At 68.2% G+C, this 15,192-nt stretch carries 15 protein-coding genes; 13 read left to right on the forward strand and 2 right to left on the reverse strand.

Annotation, left to right across the window (positions count from 1 at the left end):
- Positions 1-65 precede the first annotated feature (65 nt).
- Both ABT245_RS07640 and ABT245_RS07645 read left to right on the forward strand, forming a co-directional pair.
- Entirely contained in the window at positions 66-968 is a 903-nt protein-coding gene (locus tag ABT245_RS07640; protein ID WP_351729992.1) for a tRNA (adenine-N1)-methyltransferase, read from the forward strand.
- 247 nt (positions 969-1,215) lie between these two features.
- Positions 1,216-1,791, forward strand: a complete 576-nt coding sequence (locus ABT245_RS07645; protein ID WP_351729995.1) for a hypothetical protein — start codon at positions 1,216-1,218, stop codon at positions 1,789-1,791.
- Positions 1,792-1,853: 62 nt separating this feature from the next.
- On the opposite strand, the gene ABT245_RS07650 is transcribed toward ABT245_RS07645, so the two are convergent.
- Positions 1,854-2,159 carry a ferredoxin gene (locus tag ABT245_RS07650; RefSeq protein ID WP_351729998.1) on the reverse strand — a complete coding sequence of 102 codons (306 nt, stop codon included), beginning with the start codon at positions 2,157-2,159 and terminating at the stop codon, positions 1,854-1,856.
- 243 nt (positions 2,160-2,402) lie between these two features.
- Here ABT245_RS07650 and arc point away from each other — a divergent pair, with 243 nt between their 5' ends.
- The 6 genes from arc (at position 2,403) to prcA (ending at position 8,591) form a co-directional block, all read left to right on the forward strand.
- Positions 2,403-4,169 carry a proteasome ATPase gene (gene arc / locus ABT245_RS07655; protein ID WP_351730001.1) on the forward strand — a complete coding sequence of 589 codons (1,767 nt, stop codon included), beginning with the start codon at positions 2,403-2,405 and terminating at the stop codon, positions 4,167-4,169.
- Between the two features lie 231 nt (positions 4,170-4,400).
- Positions 4,401-5,912 carry a depupylase/deamidase Dop gene (dop, locus tag ABT245_RS07660; RefSeq protein WP_351730004.1) on the forward strand — a complete coding sequence of 504 codons (1,512 nt, stop codon included), beginning with the start codon at positions 4,401-4,403 and terminating at the stop codon, positions 5,910-5,912.
- Between the two features lie 189 nt (positions 5,913-6,101).
- The gene (locus ABT245_RS07665; protein ID WP_351730007.1) at positions 6,102-6,320 is read left to right on the forward strand and encodes a ubiquitin-like protein Pup; all 219 of its coding nucleotides are present in this window, start codon (positions 6,102-6,104) and stop codon (positions 6,318-6,320) included.
- A gap of 49 nt (positions 6,321-6,369) precedes the next feature.
- On the forward strand, positions 6,370-6,975 hold the full coding sequence (locus ABT245_RS07670; RefSeq protein WP_351730010.1) for an endonuclease VII domain-containing protein: 606 nt from the start codon (positions 6,370-6,372) through the stop codon (positions 6,973-6,975).
- Positions 6,927-7,772 carry a proteasome subunit beta gene (gene prcB / locus ABT245_RS07675; RefSeq protein ID WP_351730013.1) on the forward strand — a complete coding sequence of 282 codons (846 nt, stop codon included), beginning with the start codon at positions 6,927-6,929 and terminating at the stop codon, positions 7,770-7,772. Before ABT245_RS07670 ends, prcB begins: the two co-directional genes overlap by 49 nt.
- A gap of 57 nt (positions 7,773-7,829) precedes the next feature.
- Positions 7,830-8,591 (forward strand): proteasome subunit alpha, encoded by a 762-nt coding sequence (prcA, locus tag ABT245_RS07680; protein ID WP_351730016.1) that lies wholly within the window; start codon positions 7,830-7,832, stop codon positions 8,589-8,591.
- 82 nt (positions 8,592-8,673) lie between these two features.
- Here prcA and ABT245_RS07685 read toward each other — a convergent pair whose 3' ends face one another.
- Positions 8,674-9,732, reverse strand: coding sequence for a LacI family DNA-binding transcriptional regulator (locus tag ABT245_RS07685; RefSeq protein WP_502982073.1), 1,059 nt, complete (start codon positions 9,730-9,732; stop codon positions 8,674-8,676).
- A gap of 77 nt (positions 9,733-9,809) precedes the next feature.
- On the opposite strand from ABT245_RS07685, the gene ABT245_RS07690 reads away from it, so the two are divergent.
- From ABT245_RS07690 to ABT245_RS07710, 5 genes are all read left to right on the forward strand, one after another.
- Positions 9,810-11,069: an MFS transporter gene (locus tag ABT245_RS07690; RefSeq protein ID WP_351730209.1), complete on the forward strand. Its 1,260-nt coding sequence runs from the start codon at positions 9,810-9,812 to the stop codon at positions 11,067-11,069.
- A 9-nt stretch (positions 11,070-11,078) separates the two neighbouring features.
- The gene (gene pafA / locus ABT245_RS07695) at positions 11,079-12,440 is read left to right on the forward strand and encodes a Pup--protein ligase (RefSeq protein WP_351730022.1); all 1,362 of its coding nucleotides are present in this window, start codon (positions 11,079-11,081) and stop codon (positions 12,438-12,440) included.
- Between the two features lie 161 nt (positions 12,441-12,601).
- Complete coding sequence (locus ABT245_RS07700; protein ID WP_351730025.1) at positions 12,602-13,606, forward strand: FKBP-type peptidyl-prolyl cis-trans isomerase; 1,005 nt, start codon at positions 12,602-12,604, stop codon at positions 13,604-13,606.
- A 101-nt stretch (positions 13,607-13,707) separates the two neighbouring features.
- Positions 13,708-14,082 carry an FKBP-type peptidyl-prolyl cis-trans isomerase gene (locus ABT245_RS07705; protein WP_351730028.1) on the forward strand — a complete coding sequence of 125 codons (375 nt, stop codon included), beginning with the start codon at positions 13,708-13,710 and terminating at the stop codon, positions 14,080-14,082.
- 120 nt (positions 14,083-14,202) lie between these two features.
- Positions 14,203-15,180: a helix-turn-helix transcriptional regulator gene (locus ABT245_RS07710; RefSeq protein WP_351730031.1), complete on the forward strand. Its 978-nt coding sequence runs from the start codon at positions 14,203-14,205 to the stop codon at positions 15,178-15,180.
- Positions 15,181-15,192: the final 12 nt, after the last annotated feature.

Raw genomic sequence — 15,192 nt, forward strand, 5'->3', positions numbered from 1 at the left:
GCCCCCTCACCGGCGAACCCCGCGGAGCGGTCAAGCCCCCGGCAGGGAACCGGTAGGCTGGTCACATGTCCGAACCGACCGGTGCCGCCCGCAGGCGCGGGCCCTTCAAGGTCGGGGACCAGGTACAGCTGACCGACCCCAAGGGCCGCCACTACACGTTCACGCTCGAAGCCGGGAAGAACTTCCACACCCACAAGGGTTCCTTCCCGCACGACGAACTGATCGGCGCTCCCGAGGGCAGCGTTGTCCGCACCACCGGAAACGTCGCCTACCTCGCGCTGCGCCCCCTGCTCCCCGACTACGTCCTGTCCATGCCCCGCGGGGCAGCCGTCGTCTACCCGAAGGACGCGGGACAGATCCTCGCCTTCGCCGACATCTTCCCCGGCGCCCGCGTCGTGGAGGCCGGCGTCGGCTCCGGCTCGCTCAGCAGCTTCCTGCTGCGGGCCATCGGCGACCAGGGCATGCTGCACTCCTACGAGCGGCGCGAGGACTTCGCCGACATCGCCCGCCAGAACGTGGAGCGCTACTTCGGCGGACCGCACCCGGCCTGGCAGCTCACCGTCGGCGACCTCCAGGACAACCTGTCCGACACCGACATCGACCGCGTCATCCTCGACATGCTCGCCCCCTGGGAATGCCTGGAAGCCGTCTCCAAGGCACTCGTGCCCGGCGGCATCCTGTGCTGCTACGTGGCGACCACGACACAGCTCGCCCGGACCGTCGAGTCCATCCGCGAGATCGGCTGCTTCAACGAGCCGACCTCCTGGGAGACGATGATCCGCAACTGGCACATCGAGGGCCTGGCCGTCCGCCCCGACCACCGGATGATCGGCCACACCGGCTTCCTGCTCACCGCCCGGCGCCTCGCCGACGGCGTCGAGCCGCCCATGCGCCGCCGCCGCCCCGCCAAGGGCGCCTACGGCGAGGACTACGCGGGCCCCAACCCCGACGGCGGCACCGGCCGCTGACCTCCGCACACCCCCGACACACCAACGCGACGGCGCCGTCGCCGAGTTCCCGGACCCCACGGGAACTCGGCGACGGCGCCCACGCGTTGAGACACCACAGACCGGCACCCGGCCCGATCCACGCGCCGCCACCACCCGCGGACACGGCACCCGAGGGAAACCCGGACCCCGCCGTTCCCCCGCACTGTGACGTGTGGCACCATGCTGGCCACCCCCACCGGCACAGCCCTCACAGGAGACACTCCTCGTGCAATCCGCCGTCCCGGAACTCGCACACACCCACACCCGCCCCATCCACTGGGTGGCCACCGCAACCGCTGTCGCCGGGGTCGTCGCCCTCTCCTCGATACTCCAGCCCGGCTCGGCCAAGGCCGCCCAGCCCGCCGCGGACCGGCAGGTGGAATCCGCACCCGCGGCCACCGCGCCCGGCACCACGGGCGTCGCCTTCCCCATCGACTGCGGAACCGTGAAGGCCGTCGTCAAACAGAAGGCCACTGGAGACCTCGACGGCGACGACAGACCCGAAACCATCGCCGTGGTGCACTGCGACGCCGCCATGGGCACCCCGCCCGACGGGGTGTACGTCCTCACCCGGGACGCACGGACCCAGCGGGCCCGCGTCGTCGCCACCCTCGTCGACCCCAAGGACCGGCTCACCGTCACCGACTTCGCCGTGCGCTCCGGCGCGGTCACCGCGACCCTCCTCGGCTACTCCACGGCCGACGTACCGAGTTGCTGCCCCGACGTGAAGACGCCCGCCAAGTGGCAGTGGAACGGCAGCGCGTTCATCCGCTCCACACCGGCGGCCGCCCACAGCGTATGAAACACCTCGTCCCGGTGGGAATGTGAGAAATCAGACACAGATCACGCGGGGTGACCCCGACATCACTCCGAGTCCGGCCCGTACACCTCGACCCTGTCCGAAATCCGACGCACATGGATGCACTCACCCGGACACTCCCGCGCCGAGTCCACCACATCGGCGACAAGCGGCAACGGCACCGCAGCCACAGCCCCCTTGGCCTGCAACAGCACATCGTCCGCCCCCTTCACATATGCCAGCCCGTCGATGTCCAGCTCGAACACCTCCGGCGCGTACTGGGCGCAGATCCCGTCCCCCGTACACAGATCCTGGTCGATCCAGACCTCCAGCGACTCATCACCGCTCAGGACCTCCTGCCGCACAGTCATCCCTCCTGCCGTTCACGGACCGAGCCGACGGGAATCCGGCCAGCTCTGACGGGTGTTGAACCCCACGACCCTACCCGCGGCGGCTTCCCAACCGTGTTCGGTGGGTATTCCCCTGGCGTGAGGGAGAGCGCAAGGGTGAAGATCGGACACACCTTGACAGTCTTTGTGATCTAGGGGTTTCAATCGACACCCACCCAGGTAGGGTCTGGAAGCGTCCAGCTCCCCTTGGAGGAGGTGAGGACCGTGGCAGCCCACGACGACGACATGAACCGCGGCATCCGCCCGGGACGAGGGTCCGAGGACCCGGCCGGGCAGATCGCCTACCTTGAGCAGGAGATCGCCGTCCTGCGACGCAAGCTCGCCGACTCTCCGCGACACACGAGGATTCTCGAAGAGCGGATCGTCGAGCTGCAGACCAACCTGGCCGGCGTGTCCGCACAGAACGAGCGACTCGCCAACACACTCCGCGAGGCCCGCGACCAGATCGTGGCCCTCAAAGAAGAGGTCGACCGGCTCGCCCAGCCACCGGCCGGCTTCGGAGTCTTCCTACAGGCGAACGAGGACGGCACCGCCGACATCTTCACCGGCGGCCGCAAGCTCCGGGTGAACGTCAGCCCGAGCGTCGACCTCGACATCCTGCGGCGCGGCCAGGAAGTCATGCTCAACGAAGCGCTCAACGTGGTCGAAGCCATGGAGTTCGAGCGCGTCGGGGACATCGTCACCCTCAAGGAAATCCTGGAGGACGGCGAGCGCGCCCTGGTGCTCGGGCACACCGACGAGGAACGGGTGGTACGGCTCGCCGAGCCGCTGCTGGACGTCACCATCCGCCCCGGCGACGCCCTGCTGCTCGAACCCCGCTCCGGCTACGTCTACGAAGTGGTCCCCAAGAGCGAGGTCGAGGAACTCGTCCTCGAAGAGGTACCCGACATCGGGTACGAGCAGATCGGCGGCCTCGGCAACCAGATCGAGGCCATCCGCGACGCGGTCGAGCTGCCCTACCTCTACCCCGACCTCTTCAAGGAGCACGAGCTGCGCCCGCCCAAGGGCGTCCTGCTCTACGGACCCCCCGGATGCGGCAAGACGCTCATCGCCAAAGCCGTCGCCAACTCGCTGGCCAAGAAGGTCGCCGAGGTCACCGGCCAGGCCGCGGGCAAGAGCTTCTTCCTGAACATCAAGGGCCCCGAACTGCTCAACAAGTACGTCGGCGAGACCGAGCGGCAGATCCGCCTCGTCTTCCAGCGCGCACGGGAGAAAGCCAGCGAAGGCACCCCCGTGATCGTCTTCTTCGACGAGATGGAATCACTCTTCCGCACCCGCGGCTCCGGCGTCAGCTCCGACGTGGAAAACACCATCGTCCCCCAGCTGCTCGCCGAGATCGACGGTGTCGAAGGCCTGCAGAACGTCGTGGTCATCGGAGCCTCCAACCGCGAGGACATGATCGACCCCGCCATCCTGCGCCCCGGCCGGCTCGACGTGAAGATCAAGATCGAGCGTCCGGACGCCGAAGCGGCCAAGGACATCTTCGGGAAGTACCTCACCGAACGCCTGCCACTGCACGCGGACGACCTCGGAGAACACGAAGGCGACAAGGCCACCACGGTCCAGAGCATGATCCAGACCGCGGTCGAGCACATGTACGCCGAATCCGAGGAGAACCGCTTCCTGGAGGTCACCTACGCCAACGGCGACAAGGAAGTCCTCTACTTCAAGGACTTCAACTCCGGAGCGATGATCGAGAACATCGTCGGACGCGCCAAGAAAATGGCGATCAAGGAATTCCTCGAACACAACCAGAAGGGCCTCAGGGTCTCCCACCTCCTCCAGGCATGCGTGGACGAGTTCAAGGAGAATGAAGACCTGCCCAACACCACGAACCCGGACGACTGGGCCCGCATCTCCGGCAAGAAGGGTGAAAGGATCGTCTACATCCGCACCCTCATCACCGGAAAGCAGGGCGCAGACACCGGACGCTCCATCGACACGGTGGCGAACACCGGACAGTACCTGTAAAGACAGGGCGGCTGCGGGTGCCCCCACCGGGTACCCGCAGCCGACTGTTTTCCAGGCCACGCCGGAGCAGGCAATGACGCAAATGATCTCCCCACCAGCGCAAAGGCGTTCTAGGCTCTTCGGTACCGCCGAGTCGCGCAGTGCGGGGACGGGCACCGCACACGCACCGGAGCGCCAGCGGTACTTGAGCGGCGCCCACGACCGAGGACGCCGCCGGGCAAGGAGGGCCGCATGACCGTACGGCGAGTAATGGGCATCGAGACGGAGTACGGCATCTCCGTCCCCGGCCACCCCAATGCCAATGCCATGCTCACCTCATCCCAGATCGTGAACGCCTACGCGGCAGCGATGCACCGGGCCCGCCGAGCCCGCTGGGACTTCGAGGAGGAGAACCCGCTGCGCGACGCACGAGGGTTCGACCTCGCCCGCGAAGCCGCCGACGCCAGCCAGCTCACCGACGAGGACATCGGCCTCGCCAACGTCATCCTCACCAACGGCGCTCGCCTCTACGTCGACCACGCACACCCCGAATACAGCGCACCCGAGGTCACCAACCCGCGCGACGCCGTCCTCTGGGACAAGGCCGGCGAACGGATCATGGCCGAGGCCGCCGAACGAGCCGCCCAGCTCCCCGGCGCCCAGCCCATCCACCTGTACAAGAACAACACCGACAACAAGGGCGCCTCCTACGGCACGCACGAGAACTACCTGATGAAGCGGGAGACCCCCTTCTCGGACATCGTGCGCCACCTCACACCCTTCTTCGTCTCCCGGCAGGTCTTCGCCGGAGCCGGCCGCGTCGGCATCGGCCAGGACGGCCACGAACACGGCTTCCAGCTCAGCCAGCGCGCCGACTACTTCGAGGTCGAGGTCGGCCTGGAGACCACCCTCAAACGCCCCATCATCAATACCCGCGACGAGCCGCACGCCGACGCCGAGAAATACCGGCGCCTCCACGTGATCATCGGCGACGCCAACCTCTCCGAGATCTCCACCTATCTGAAACTGGGCACGACAGCCCTGGTCCTGTCCATGATCGAAGACGGCTTCATCGCCGTCGACCTGGCCGTGGACCAGCCCGTACGCACCCTCCACCAGGTCTCCCACGACCCCACCCTCAAGCGCCAGGTCACCCTCCGCAGCGGCCGCACACTCACCGCGGTCCAGCTCCAGATGGAGTACTACGAACTGGCCCGCAAGTACGTCGAAGAACGCCATGGCGCGGACGCCGACGAACAGACCAAGGACGTCCTGGTCCGCTGGGAAGACACCCTCAACCGCCTGGAACACGACCCCATGAGCCTCGCGGGCGAACTGGACTGGGTCGCCAAGCGTGAACTCATGGAGGGCTACCGCCGCCGCGACAGCCTGGACTGGGACGCCGCCCGGCTGCACCTGGTGGACCTCCAGTACGCGGACGTACGTGCCGAGAAGGGCCTCTACAACCGCCTGGTGGGCCGCGGACGCATGAAGCGGCTGCTGACCGAGACCGAGGTCGAACGCGCCCGCACAAAGCCGCCGGAGGACACCCGCGCCTACTTCCGGGGCCGGTGCCTGGAGCAGTACGCGGACGATGTGGCGGCCGCCTCCTGGGACTCGGTGATCTTCGATCTGCCCGGCCGGGACTCCCTCCAACGCGTTCCAACCCTGGAACCGCTTCGCGGAACGCGAAATCACGTCAAGGAGCTGCTGGACCGCTGCCGCACGGCGGAAGACCTGGTCAGAGTCCTGTCCGGCGGCTGAACGGGCCGGCGGCCCGCACCGGGCGTCCGGGGTGGAAATCCCGGCGCCCGGGAATCATCGAGGTGGCCCCCGTACGTTGGAGAAACTGCGGGGCCGATGTCGGACCCGGCTTGTAGGGTCTGATCATCACCGATCGGCAGGAATGCCGACCTGCCGACCATGTCGGGCGAACTGAGCGGGGTGAGGGTTATGGCGACCAAGGACACCGGCGGCGGCCAGCAGAAGGCCACGCGCTCTACCGAAGAGGTCGAGGAGCAGGCGCAGGACGCGCAGGCCACCGACGAGCTCAAGGAACGACACGAGAAGCTGAGCGACGACGTCGACTCGGTACTGGATGAGATCGACGACGTACTTGAGGAAAATGCCGAGGATTTCGTGCGAAGCTTCGTGCAGAAAGGCGGTCAGTAGAGGGGAATCAGTCACTTTTCCTTCGAATTGAAGGTTGCGGGGGAGTTGGGTGGCTGAGGACCCAAACGCGAAGCGATGCAGGAAATGTGGGCGGGATCTGCCTTGTGAGGCGTTCGCGCGGGACAGGAACCGGCGTGATGGCCTCCAGGTGCACTGCCGGAAGTGCGTGGCGGAGTACGGCGCCGCGCACTACCGGCGCCGCCGGGAGGCCATGGGCAAGCCCGTCCGGGAGAAGGTGGATGTCCCGCCCGGGCACAAGCTCTGTCGCACATGCGGCGAGGTCAAGCCCCACAGCGAGTGGCATCGCAACGCAACCGCCTCTGATGGGTTGTCGACCCGTTGCAAGGCATGCAAGGCCGCGCAGGGGCGGCAGGGTCACTTGAAGCGTCAGTACGGCCTCACCGAAGCCGAGCGCGACGAGTTGATCGCCGCTCAAGGAGGCGTCTGCTGTATATGCCTGGCGGCTCGACCCGCGCATGTGGATCACTGTCATGAGACGGGTAGGGTCCGTGGCGTACTGTGCTTCAGCTGCAACGCTGCACTGGGGCAGTTCAAGGATCAGCCCGAGGCCATAAGGCGGGCTGCTGCATACGTGGAAGGAAACGCGTGGAAGCCAACACTCGTAGCACCGGGCGTCTACCAGCTGCCTTCCTGACGCCTGGGTCCTCCTCCTTCATGGACTTTCTCGCCGATCACCAGCCGGACCTGCTGCCGGGCAGGCGGCAGCTGCCGCCCACGCAGGGGGTGATCGAGGCGCCGCACGGGACGACGATCGTGGCCGTGACCTTCCCGGGCGGCGTGGTGCTGGCCGGTGACCGCCGGGCCACGATGGGCAATGTGATCGCTCAGCGCGACATCGAGAAGGTCTTCCCCGCCGACGAGTACTCGGCCGTCGGGATCGCCGGTACCGCGGGTCTGGCCGTCGAGATGGTCAAGCTCTTCCAGTTGGAGCTGGAGCATTTCGAGAAGGTCGAGGGCGCCCAGCTGTCGCTGGAGGGCAAGGCGAACCGGCTGTCGACGATGATCCGGTCCAATCTGGGCATGGCGATGCAGGGGCTGGCCGTAGTGCCGCTCTTCGCCGGTTATGACGTGGACCGTGACAGGGGCCGGATCTTCTCCTACGACGTCACCGGGGGCCGCTCCGAGGAGCACAACTTCGCCGCGACGGGTTCCGGCTCGGTCTTCGCGCGGGGTGCGATGAAGAAGCTGTTCCATGACGGTCTGACCGAGGAGCAGGCCACGACCCTCGTGGTGCAGGCCCTGTATGACGCGGCCGACGACGACTCGGCGACCGGCGGTCCCGATGTCGCGCGCCGGATCTATCCGATCGTCACCGTGATCACCGAGGACGGCTTCCGCCGGCTCACCGAGGAGGAGTCCTCCGAGATCGCCCGTTCGATCCTGGAGCGGCGTCTGGAGCAGCCGGACGGCCCGCGGGCCGCGCTGCTGTAGCCGGCTGTTTCTTTGCCAGGTGGTCCAGTGACTTCGACAGAAAGGGACGGATAACCGGTGTCGACGCCGTTCTATGTCTCACCTCAGCAGGCGATGGCCGACCGGGCGGAGTACGCCCGCAAGGGCATCGCCCGTGGCCGCAGCCTGGTCGTGCTGCAGTATGCCGACGGCATCGTGTTCGTCGGTGAGAACCCGTCCCGTGCGCTGCACAAGTTCAGCGAGATCTATGACCGGATCGGTTTCGCCGCCGCCGGCAAGTACAACGAGTACGAGAACCTTCGTATCGGCGGTGTGCGCTATGCCGATCTGCGTGGCTACACCTATGACCGGGATGATGTGACCGCCCGGGGTCTGGCCAATGTGTATGCCCAGACGCTGGGCACGATCTTCTCCAGTGCGGCTGAGAAGCCGTACGAGGTGGAGTTGGTGGTGGCCGAGGTCGGGGAGACCCCGGAGGGTGATCAGATCTATCGGCTGCCGCATGACGGGTCGATCGTGGATGAGCACGGCTCGGTCGCGGTGGGCGGAAACGCCGAGCAGATCAGTGGCTTCCTGGATCAGCGGCACCGTGACGGGATGAGTCTTGCGGAGGCGCTGAAGCTGGCGGTGCAGGCCCTGTCCCGGGACACGAACGGCAGCGAGCGGGAGATCCCGGCGGAGCGTTTGGAGGTCGCCGTGCTGGATCGGACGCGACCGCAGCAGCGCAAGTTCAAGCGCATCGTGGGCCGGCAGTTGTCGCGGCTGCTGGCCGGGGATGGTGCGGGCACGGAGGCGGAGAGCGCCGAGGGTGCCGAGGCGGAGGGCCCTGGGGACGAGTAGGGTCCGGGTCTGCTTCGTCAGCCTTGCGCGCCCCGGTCGGCCTCGCCGTCCGGGGCGCGGCGTTGTGTCCGCCAGGTGGCCGTCAGTGGGGCCTGGGTGGCGCTGTGGAGCCGCGTACCACCAGGTGTACGGGGATGTCGGTCCGGTCCGGTCGGCGGCCCTCCAGGACGTCCAGGAGGGCTTGCATGCCGCGTTCGCCGAACTGTTCCGCGTCGAGTCGTACGGTGGTCAGTTCGGGGTCGACGGCGGTGGCCAGGGTGAGGTCGTCGAGGCCGGTGACCGAGATGTCGGTGGGTACGTGGAGTCCTCGGCGGCGCAGTGCTTTGTAGGCGCCGGCGGCGAGAATGTCGTCGTCGCAGACGAGGGCGGTGGGGTGGGGTCCGGGGGTGGCGAGGGCGGCGTGGGTGGCGGTTGTGGCGTCCTCGATGGACAGGGGTGTGTGGATGGTCCGTACGGTGGTGCCGGGGACGGCTGTGAGGCGGGTGGCGAGTTCGTGGGCGCGTACGTGGAAGGTCCAGGAGGGTACGTCCGCGGCGAGGTGCAGGAAGCTGCGGTGGCCGAGTGCGAGGAGGTGTTCGGTGATCTGGCGGACGCCGTCGGCGATGTCGAGGTTGACGGTGGCGGCGCCCAGGCTGCCGGCCGGGTCGCTGTCGAGCATGACGAGGGGGAGTTGGTCGCCGCGGATGGCGGTGAGTGCGTCGGCGGCCATGGAGGAGGCGATGACTCCGTCCAGTGCGGCTTGTGCGGAGGCGAAGGGGTCGCGGGCCGGGCCGACGCCTTCCGGTGAGGGGTAGAGGACGACGCCGAAGCCGTGTCGGGCGGCGATGCGGGCGGCTCCGGTGTAGACACCGGCGAAGAATTCGGTGGTGAGGGCGGGGACGACGAGGAGGACCGTGCGGGTGCGGCCGAGGCGGAGGTTGCGGGCGGCGAGGTTGGGGCGGTAGCGGAGGTCGTGTGCGGCGTCGCGGACTCGTTGTGCGGTGGTGGCCGAGACCCGGCCGTGCCATTTGTCGCCGAGGACGAGGGAGACGGTTGCCTGGGAGACGCCGGCGGCCTGGGCGACGTCACGGCTTGTGGGGCGCGTGCTGCTGGGTGGCACCGTGGGTGCGCTCCTTCGTCTGGACGTGAGAACAGCGCACATGGTACGTATGACCCCGGCGTTATACGTAACACCTGAGGGTGACGACCGACCTCGGGCGAGCCGGTGGAGGGCTGGAGATGGCCGCGGGATACCTGGAGATCCTCAGGGCGAGGCATGCGGCCCGGCTGCTGGCGGGCACGCTGGTGGGCCGGCTGCCGAACGCGACGGCCGCGATCGCGCTGGTGCTGTTCGTGCGTGCGGAGGGCGGCGGCTACAGCCTCGCGGGGGCGTTGGCCGCGGTCTACGGCGTGGCCAACGCCGTCGGGCAGCCGGTCCTGGGGCGGCTGGTCGACCTGTACGGGCAGCCTCGGATCCAGTTGCCCGCGGCGGTGCTCGCGGCGCTGTCGATGGCGGTCTTCGCCCTCTGTGGCACGGACCCGCTGCCGCTGGCCTGTGCCGCCGTGGGGGCCGCGGGCCTGTTCGCGCCTCCTTTGGAGGGCGGTCTGCGGGCCCTGTGGCCGTCGGTTCTGCGCCGCGAGGAGCAGGTGCACACCGCGTACGCCATGGACGCGGTCGCCCAGGAGGTCATGTTCACCGTCGGTCCGCTGCTGGTCACGGTGTGCGTGTCGGTGTGGTCGGAGCGGGCGGCCCTGCTGGTGCTGAACGTCGTGGGCGTGCTCGGGGCGCTGTCGGTGGTGCTGTCGCCGCCTTCGCGCGCGTGGCGTTCCGCGCCGCGGGAGGCGCACTGGCTGGGCCCGCTGCGCTCGCCGGGGCTGCTGGCGCTGCTCGGCGCGTTCCTGTTCGTGGGTATCGCGCTCGGCTCCATCACGGTGGCCTCGGTGCCCTATGCCGATGACCACGGCGGTGACGCGGTGTACGGCTGGCTGATGGCGGCTCTCGGGCTCGGCGCGCTGGCCGGCGGCACGGTGTACGGGGCGCGGCGGTGGAGGGGGGTGCCGGAGCGGCGACTGCGGGGGCTGGTGGCGCTTCTGGCGTTGTGTTATCTGCCGTTGACGCTGATGCCGGGTGCGGTGGCGATGGTGTTGCTCACCGCGGTCGCCGGGGTGTTCCTGGCGCCGTCGATCGCCTGTGCGTTCGTCATCGTCGACCGGCATGCGCCGAGCGGTACGGTCACCGAGGCGTTCTCGTGGCTTGTGACGACGTTCACCGTGGGCGCGTCGGTGGGAACGGGCCTGGCGGGTCCGGTGGTCGAGGCGGGTGGCGCGCTGTGGGGGTTCGCGGTTCCGGGTGCCGCGGGGGCCGTGTCCCTGCTGGTGTTGCTGGCCACGGGGCGGGTCCTCGCAGTTCCCGGTCGGCGGGCGGTGGTTGCGGGGTCAGCGGAAAATGATCCAAATCGTGCTGTCGAACCCCGTTTCAGTTCAGGGGATCGGGCGTAATGTTCAGTCATGGACCGCCGCATTTTCGGGCTGGAGAACGAGTACGGCGTCACGTGCACGTTCAGGGGACAGCGCCGCCTGTCGCCTGACGAGGTGGCGCGGTACCTCTTCCGCCGTGTCGTGTCATGGGGCCGTAGCAGCAATGTCTTTCTGCGCAACGGTGCCCGCCTCTATCTCGATGTGGGGTCACATCCGGAATATGCGACACCCGAGTGTGACAACGTGATCGAACTGGTCACCCACGACAAGGCCGGCGAGCGCATTCTCGAAGGGCTTCTGGTGGACGCGGAACGACGCCTGCACGAGGAGGGAATCGCGGGCGACGTCTACCTCTTCAAGAACAACACGGACTCGGCGGGCAACTCCTACGGTTGCCACGAGAACTATCTGGTGGCGCGGCACGGGGAGTTCTCCCGGCTCGCCGACATCCTCATTCCGTTCCTGGTGACCCGGCAGCTGCTGTGCGGTGCGGGGAAGGTGCTGCAGACGCCGCGCGGCGCGGTGTACTGCGTGAGCCAGCGGGCGGAGCACATCTGGGAGGGCGTGTCCTCGGCGACGACGCGCTCCCGGCCCATCATCAACACGCGGGACGAGCCGCACGCGGACGCGGAGCGTTACCGCCGGCTGCATGTCATCGTGGGCGACTCGAACATGTCGGAGACGACGATGCTGCTCAAGGTCGGGGCCACCGACCTGGTGCTGCGCATGATCGAGGCGGGCACGGTGATGCGTGACCTGACCTTGGAGAACCCGATCCGGGCGATCCGTGAGGTCAGTCATGACATCACGGGCCGGCGCAAGGTGCGTCTGGCCAGCGGGCGGGAGGCTTCCGCGCTGGAGGTGCAGCGCGAGTACTACGAGAAGGCCGTGGACTTCTGCGAGCGCCGTGGTATCCGCACCGGCACGGTGGAGCAGGTGCTGGAGCTGTGGGGTCGTACGCTCGACTCGATCGAGTCGGAGGATCTGGACCGGATCGCCACCGAGATCGACTGGGTGATGAAGTACAAGCTCATCGAGCGGTACCGGGCCAAGCACAACATGACCATGTCGCATCCGCGGGTCGCGCAGATAGACCTCGCCTACCACGACATTCACCGGCGTCGTGGTCTGTACTACCTGCTGGAGAAGAAGGGTCAAGCCGCCCGGATCTGCAATGACTTGAAGATCTTCGAGGGCAAGTCGGTTCCTCCGCAGACGACTCGGGCCCGGCTGCGTGGTGACTTCATCCGGCGGGCGCAGGAGCAGCGCCGTGATTTCACGGTCGACTGGGTGCATCTGAAGCTCAATGACCAGGCGCAGCGGACGGTGTTGTGCAAGGACCCGTTCCGTTCGGTGGACGACCGGGTGGAGAAGCTCATTGCCGGCATGTGAGCGGGGTGTTGCGGTGTTCCCCTGTTCGAGTTCGCTCGGACGGGGGGATCCGGGGATAACGCCACACGGGCGCCGTACGTTTCCCGTACGGCGCCCTTCGCACGCCGTAGAGTTGCGCGGGCACGCCATCCGCAAGATCGATTGATTATGAGGCCCCCACCGTGCGCCGACGTTCACTCCTCTTCGCTGCCGTACCCGCAGGACTGGTCACGCTCGCCGGGTGCGGCGACGGCAAGTCGGACTCCAGCAAGGCGAGCGCGTCTCCGTCCGGCTCGGCTTCGTCGGTGCCGCCGCCGAAGATCGTGGAGGGGCCGCTGCCGGCGATCACCGCGGGTGCGAAGTTCGGTGAGAAACCGACCGTGGCCAAGGGGTCCGGGGAGCCGTCGAAGGACCTCGCGGTGAAGACGGTGATCGCGGGCGGCGGCCGGACGGTCGCGGAGAACGACTTCGTGCAGGCGCACTATCTGGGGCAGATCTGGAAGTCGGCGAAGGTCTTCGACAATTCCTACGACCGCAAGAGCCCGCTGGTGCTGCAGTTGGCCGAGGGCAGTGTCATCGACGGCTGGCGGTATGCCCTGACGGGTAAGAAGGTCGGCAGCCGGGTTCTGATGGCGGTGCCGCCGACCTGGGGTTACGGCGCGTCGGGCAATGCGCAGGCCGGGATCAAGGGCACGGACACCCTGGTGTTCGTCGTCGACCTGGTGGATGTGTTCAACTCCAAGAGTTCGGCGCGGGGCAAGGAGGTTCCGCAGACCGATGCCGCCCTGCCGAAGGTCGGTACGAACACGGACGGCAACGCGCCTTCCGTGGACATCCCGAAGTCGGCGGCGCCGGGCCGGCTGGTGTCCGAGTACGTCCTGGAGGGCGATGGCGCCGCGTTGAAGGCGGACCAGACGATCCTGTGCCAGTTCCGGGGTGTGGTCTGGGACGGTGGCAAGACCTTCGAGCAGACGTATGGCTCGGGCCGGCTGAGCCAGTTCTCCTTGCAGCAGATGCAGCAGGTCGTCAAGGGGCTGTCGCAGGGCCTGACCGGTAAGAAGGTCGGCAGCCGGGTCCTTGTCGTGGTGCCGCCGGACCTGGCCTACGGTGACACGCCGCCGAGCGGCGATGTCATCAAGAAGGGTTCGACGCTGGTGTTCTCCGTCGACATCCTGGCGGCGATGTAAGGACATGGGCGTCGGGACGCGCCCGCCCGTCGCGGGCGTGCGGGGGCGGGGGATGAAAGACTGTCGGCGTTTCGTGTCGTACACAAGCAGGAGCTAGAGACGTGAGCATCGAGAAGCCCGAGGTCGACTTCCCGGGCGGCGAGCCGCCGGCGGACCTTGAGATCAAGGACATCTGGCAGGGCGACGGTCCGGAGGCCAAGGCCGGCGACACCGTCTCCGTCCACTATGTGGGCGTGGCCTTCTCCACGGGTGAGGAGTTCGACGCGTCCTGGAACCGCGGTACGCCGCTGAAGTTCCAGTTGGGTGCCGGTCAGGTCATCGCGGGCTGGGACCGGGGTGTGCAGGGCATGAAGGTCGGCGGCCGTCGTCAGCTGACCATTCCGGCGCACCTGGCCTATGGCGACCGTGGCGCGGGCGGCGGCCGGATCGCCCCCGGCGAGACGCTGATCTTCGTCTGTGACCTGGTCGGGGTCTGATCGGACCCGGTCATTCCGGGGCCCGTGCCCGCCCGGGCACGGGCCCTCGGCTTTTGCCGCGCCACCGTGGAGCGGTACGGTCGACGATCGTAAGCACCATAGGGAAGGCGAAGGGCGTCGATGGCCATTGCCAAGGCCGAGCGGCTGATGAATCTGGCGCTGTGTCTGCTCGGGACGCGGCGGCCGCTCAGCAAGCGTGAGCTGCGGGAGTCCATCGAGGCGTATGTCGAGGCTTTCGGGCCGGGGAAGGGCACGGCCGGCGGCGACGACTCCTTCAGCCGGATGTTCGAGCGCGACAAGGACGACCTGCGGGAACTCGGCCTGGTCATCGAGACCGTCGAGAACCTCGACGGCGAGGTCGGCTATCTCGCCCGCCGGGACAGCAACCGGCTGCCGCCCATCACGCTGGACGCGGAGGAGGCCGCCGCGCTGGGGCTGGCCGCCAAGGTGTGGCAGCAGGCCCGGCTGGCCGGCGCGGCCAGCGGCGCCCTGCAGAAGCTGCGCGCGGCCGGGCTGCCCGAGGGTGTCGACCCGTACGAGGCGCATGGCGCGCTGGAGCCGCGTATCCCGGTGCACGAGGCCGCTTTCGAGCCGTTGATGCTGGCCTGCCGTGACCGCCGTCCGGTGGTGTTCGACTATCGCAAGGCCAGCGCGGCCCGTCCCGAGACCCGGCATGTCGAGCCGTGGGCGCTGGAGTGCTGGCGCGGCCACTGGTATCTGGCGGGCTGGGACCGTGACCGGTGTGCCGAGCGGGTGTTCCGGCTGTCCCGGATCACCGGCCGGGTCCGTTCCCGCGGGAGCGCCTTCACCGCTGCGGTGCCCGATGTCGTCACCGTGCGCGAGACCGTCGCGAGCTGGGCGGGTGAGATCGCGGACCGTTCGGCGCTGATCCGGTTGCGTTCCGGCGCAGGCTACCCCCTTCGGGCGAAAGCCACCGCGGTCCGGGAACTCGGGGACGGCTGGGACGAGTTGGAGATTCCGTACGGGCACGGTCTGGACGCCTGGCTGGTGGAGTTCGGGCCCGATGTGGTGGTCCTGGAGCCGGCCGAGCTGCGGGCCGACGTGGTGGACCGGCTGCGTGCCGTGGCCAAGGGCTGAGGGGGAGCGGAG

Source organism: Streptomyces sp. NPDC001508 (assembly GCF_040298665.1).
Lineage (GTDB): Bacteria > Actinomycetota > Actinomycetes > Streptomycetales > Streptomycetaceae > Streptomyces.

Coding starts and splice junctions, on each gene's coding strand:
- ABT245_RS07640 (WP_351729992.1), top strand. CDS start 66: ATGTCCGAACCGACCGGTGCCGCCCGCAGGCGCGGGCCCTTCAAGGTC.
- ABT245_RS07650 (WP_351729998.1), bottom strand. CDS start 2,159: ATGACTGTGCGGCAGGAGGTCCTGAGCGGTGATGAGTCGCTGGAGGTC.
- dop (WP_351730004.1), top strand. CDS start 4,401: ATGACCGTACGGCGAGTAATGGGCATCGAGACGGAGTACGGCATCTCC.
- ABT245_RS07665 (WP_351730007.1), top strand. CDS start 6,102: ATGGCGACCAAGGACACCGGCGGCGGCCAGCAGAAGGCCACGCGCTCT.
- ABT245_RS07685 (WP_502982073.1), bottom strand. CDS start 9,732: ATGTGCGCTGTTCTCACGTCCAGACGAAGGAGCGCACCCACGGTGCCA.
- ABT245_RS07690 (WP_351730209.1), top strand. CDS start 9,810: ATGGCCGCGGGATACCTGGAGATCCTCAGGGCGAGGCATGCGGCCCGG.
- pafA (WP_351730022.1), top strand. CDS start 11,079: ATGGACCGCCGCATTTTCGGGCTGGAGAACGAGTACGGCGTCACGTGC.
- ABT245_RS07710 (WP_351730031.1), top strand. CDS start 14,203: ATGGCCATTGCCAAGGCCGAGCGGCTGATGAATCTGGCGCTGTGTCTG.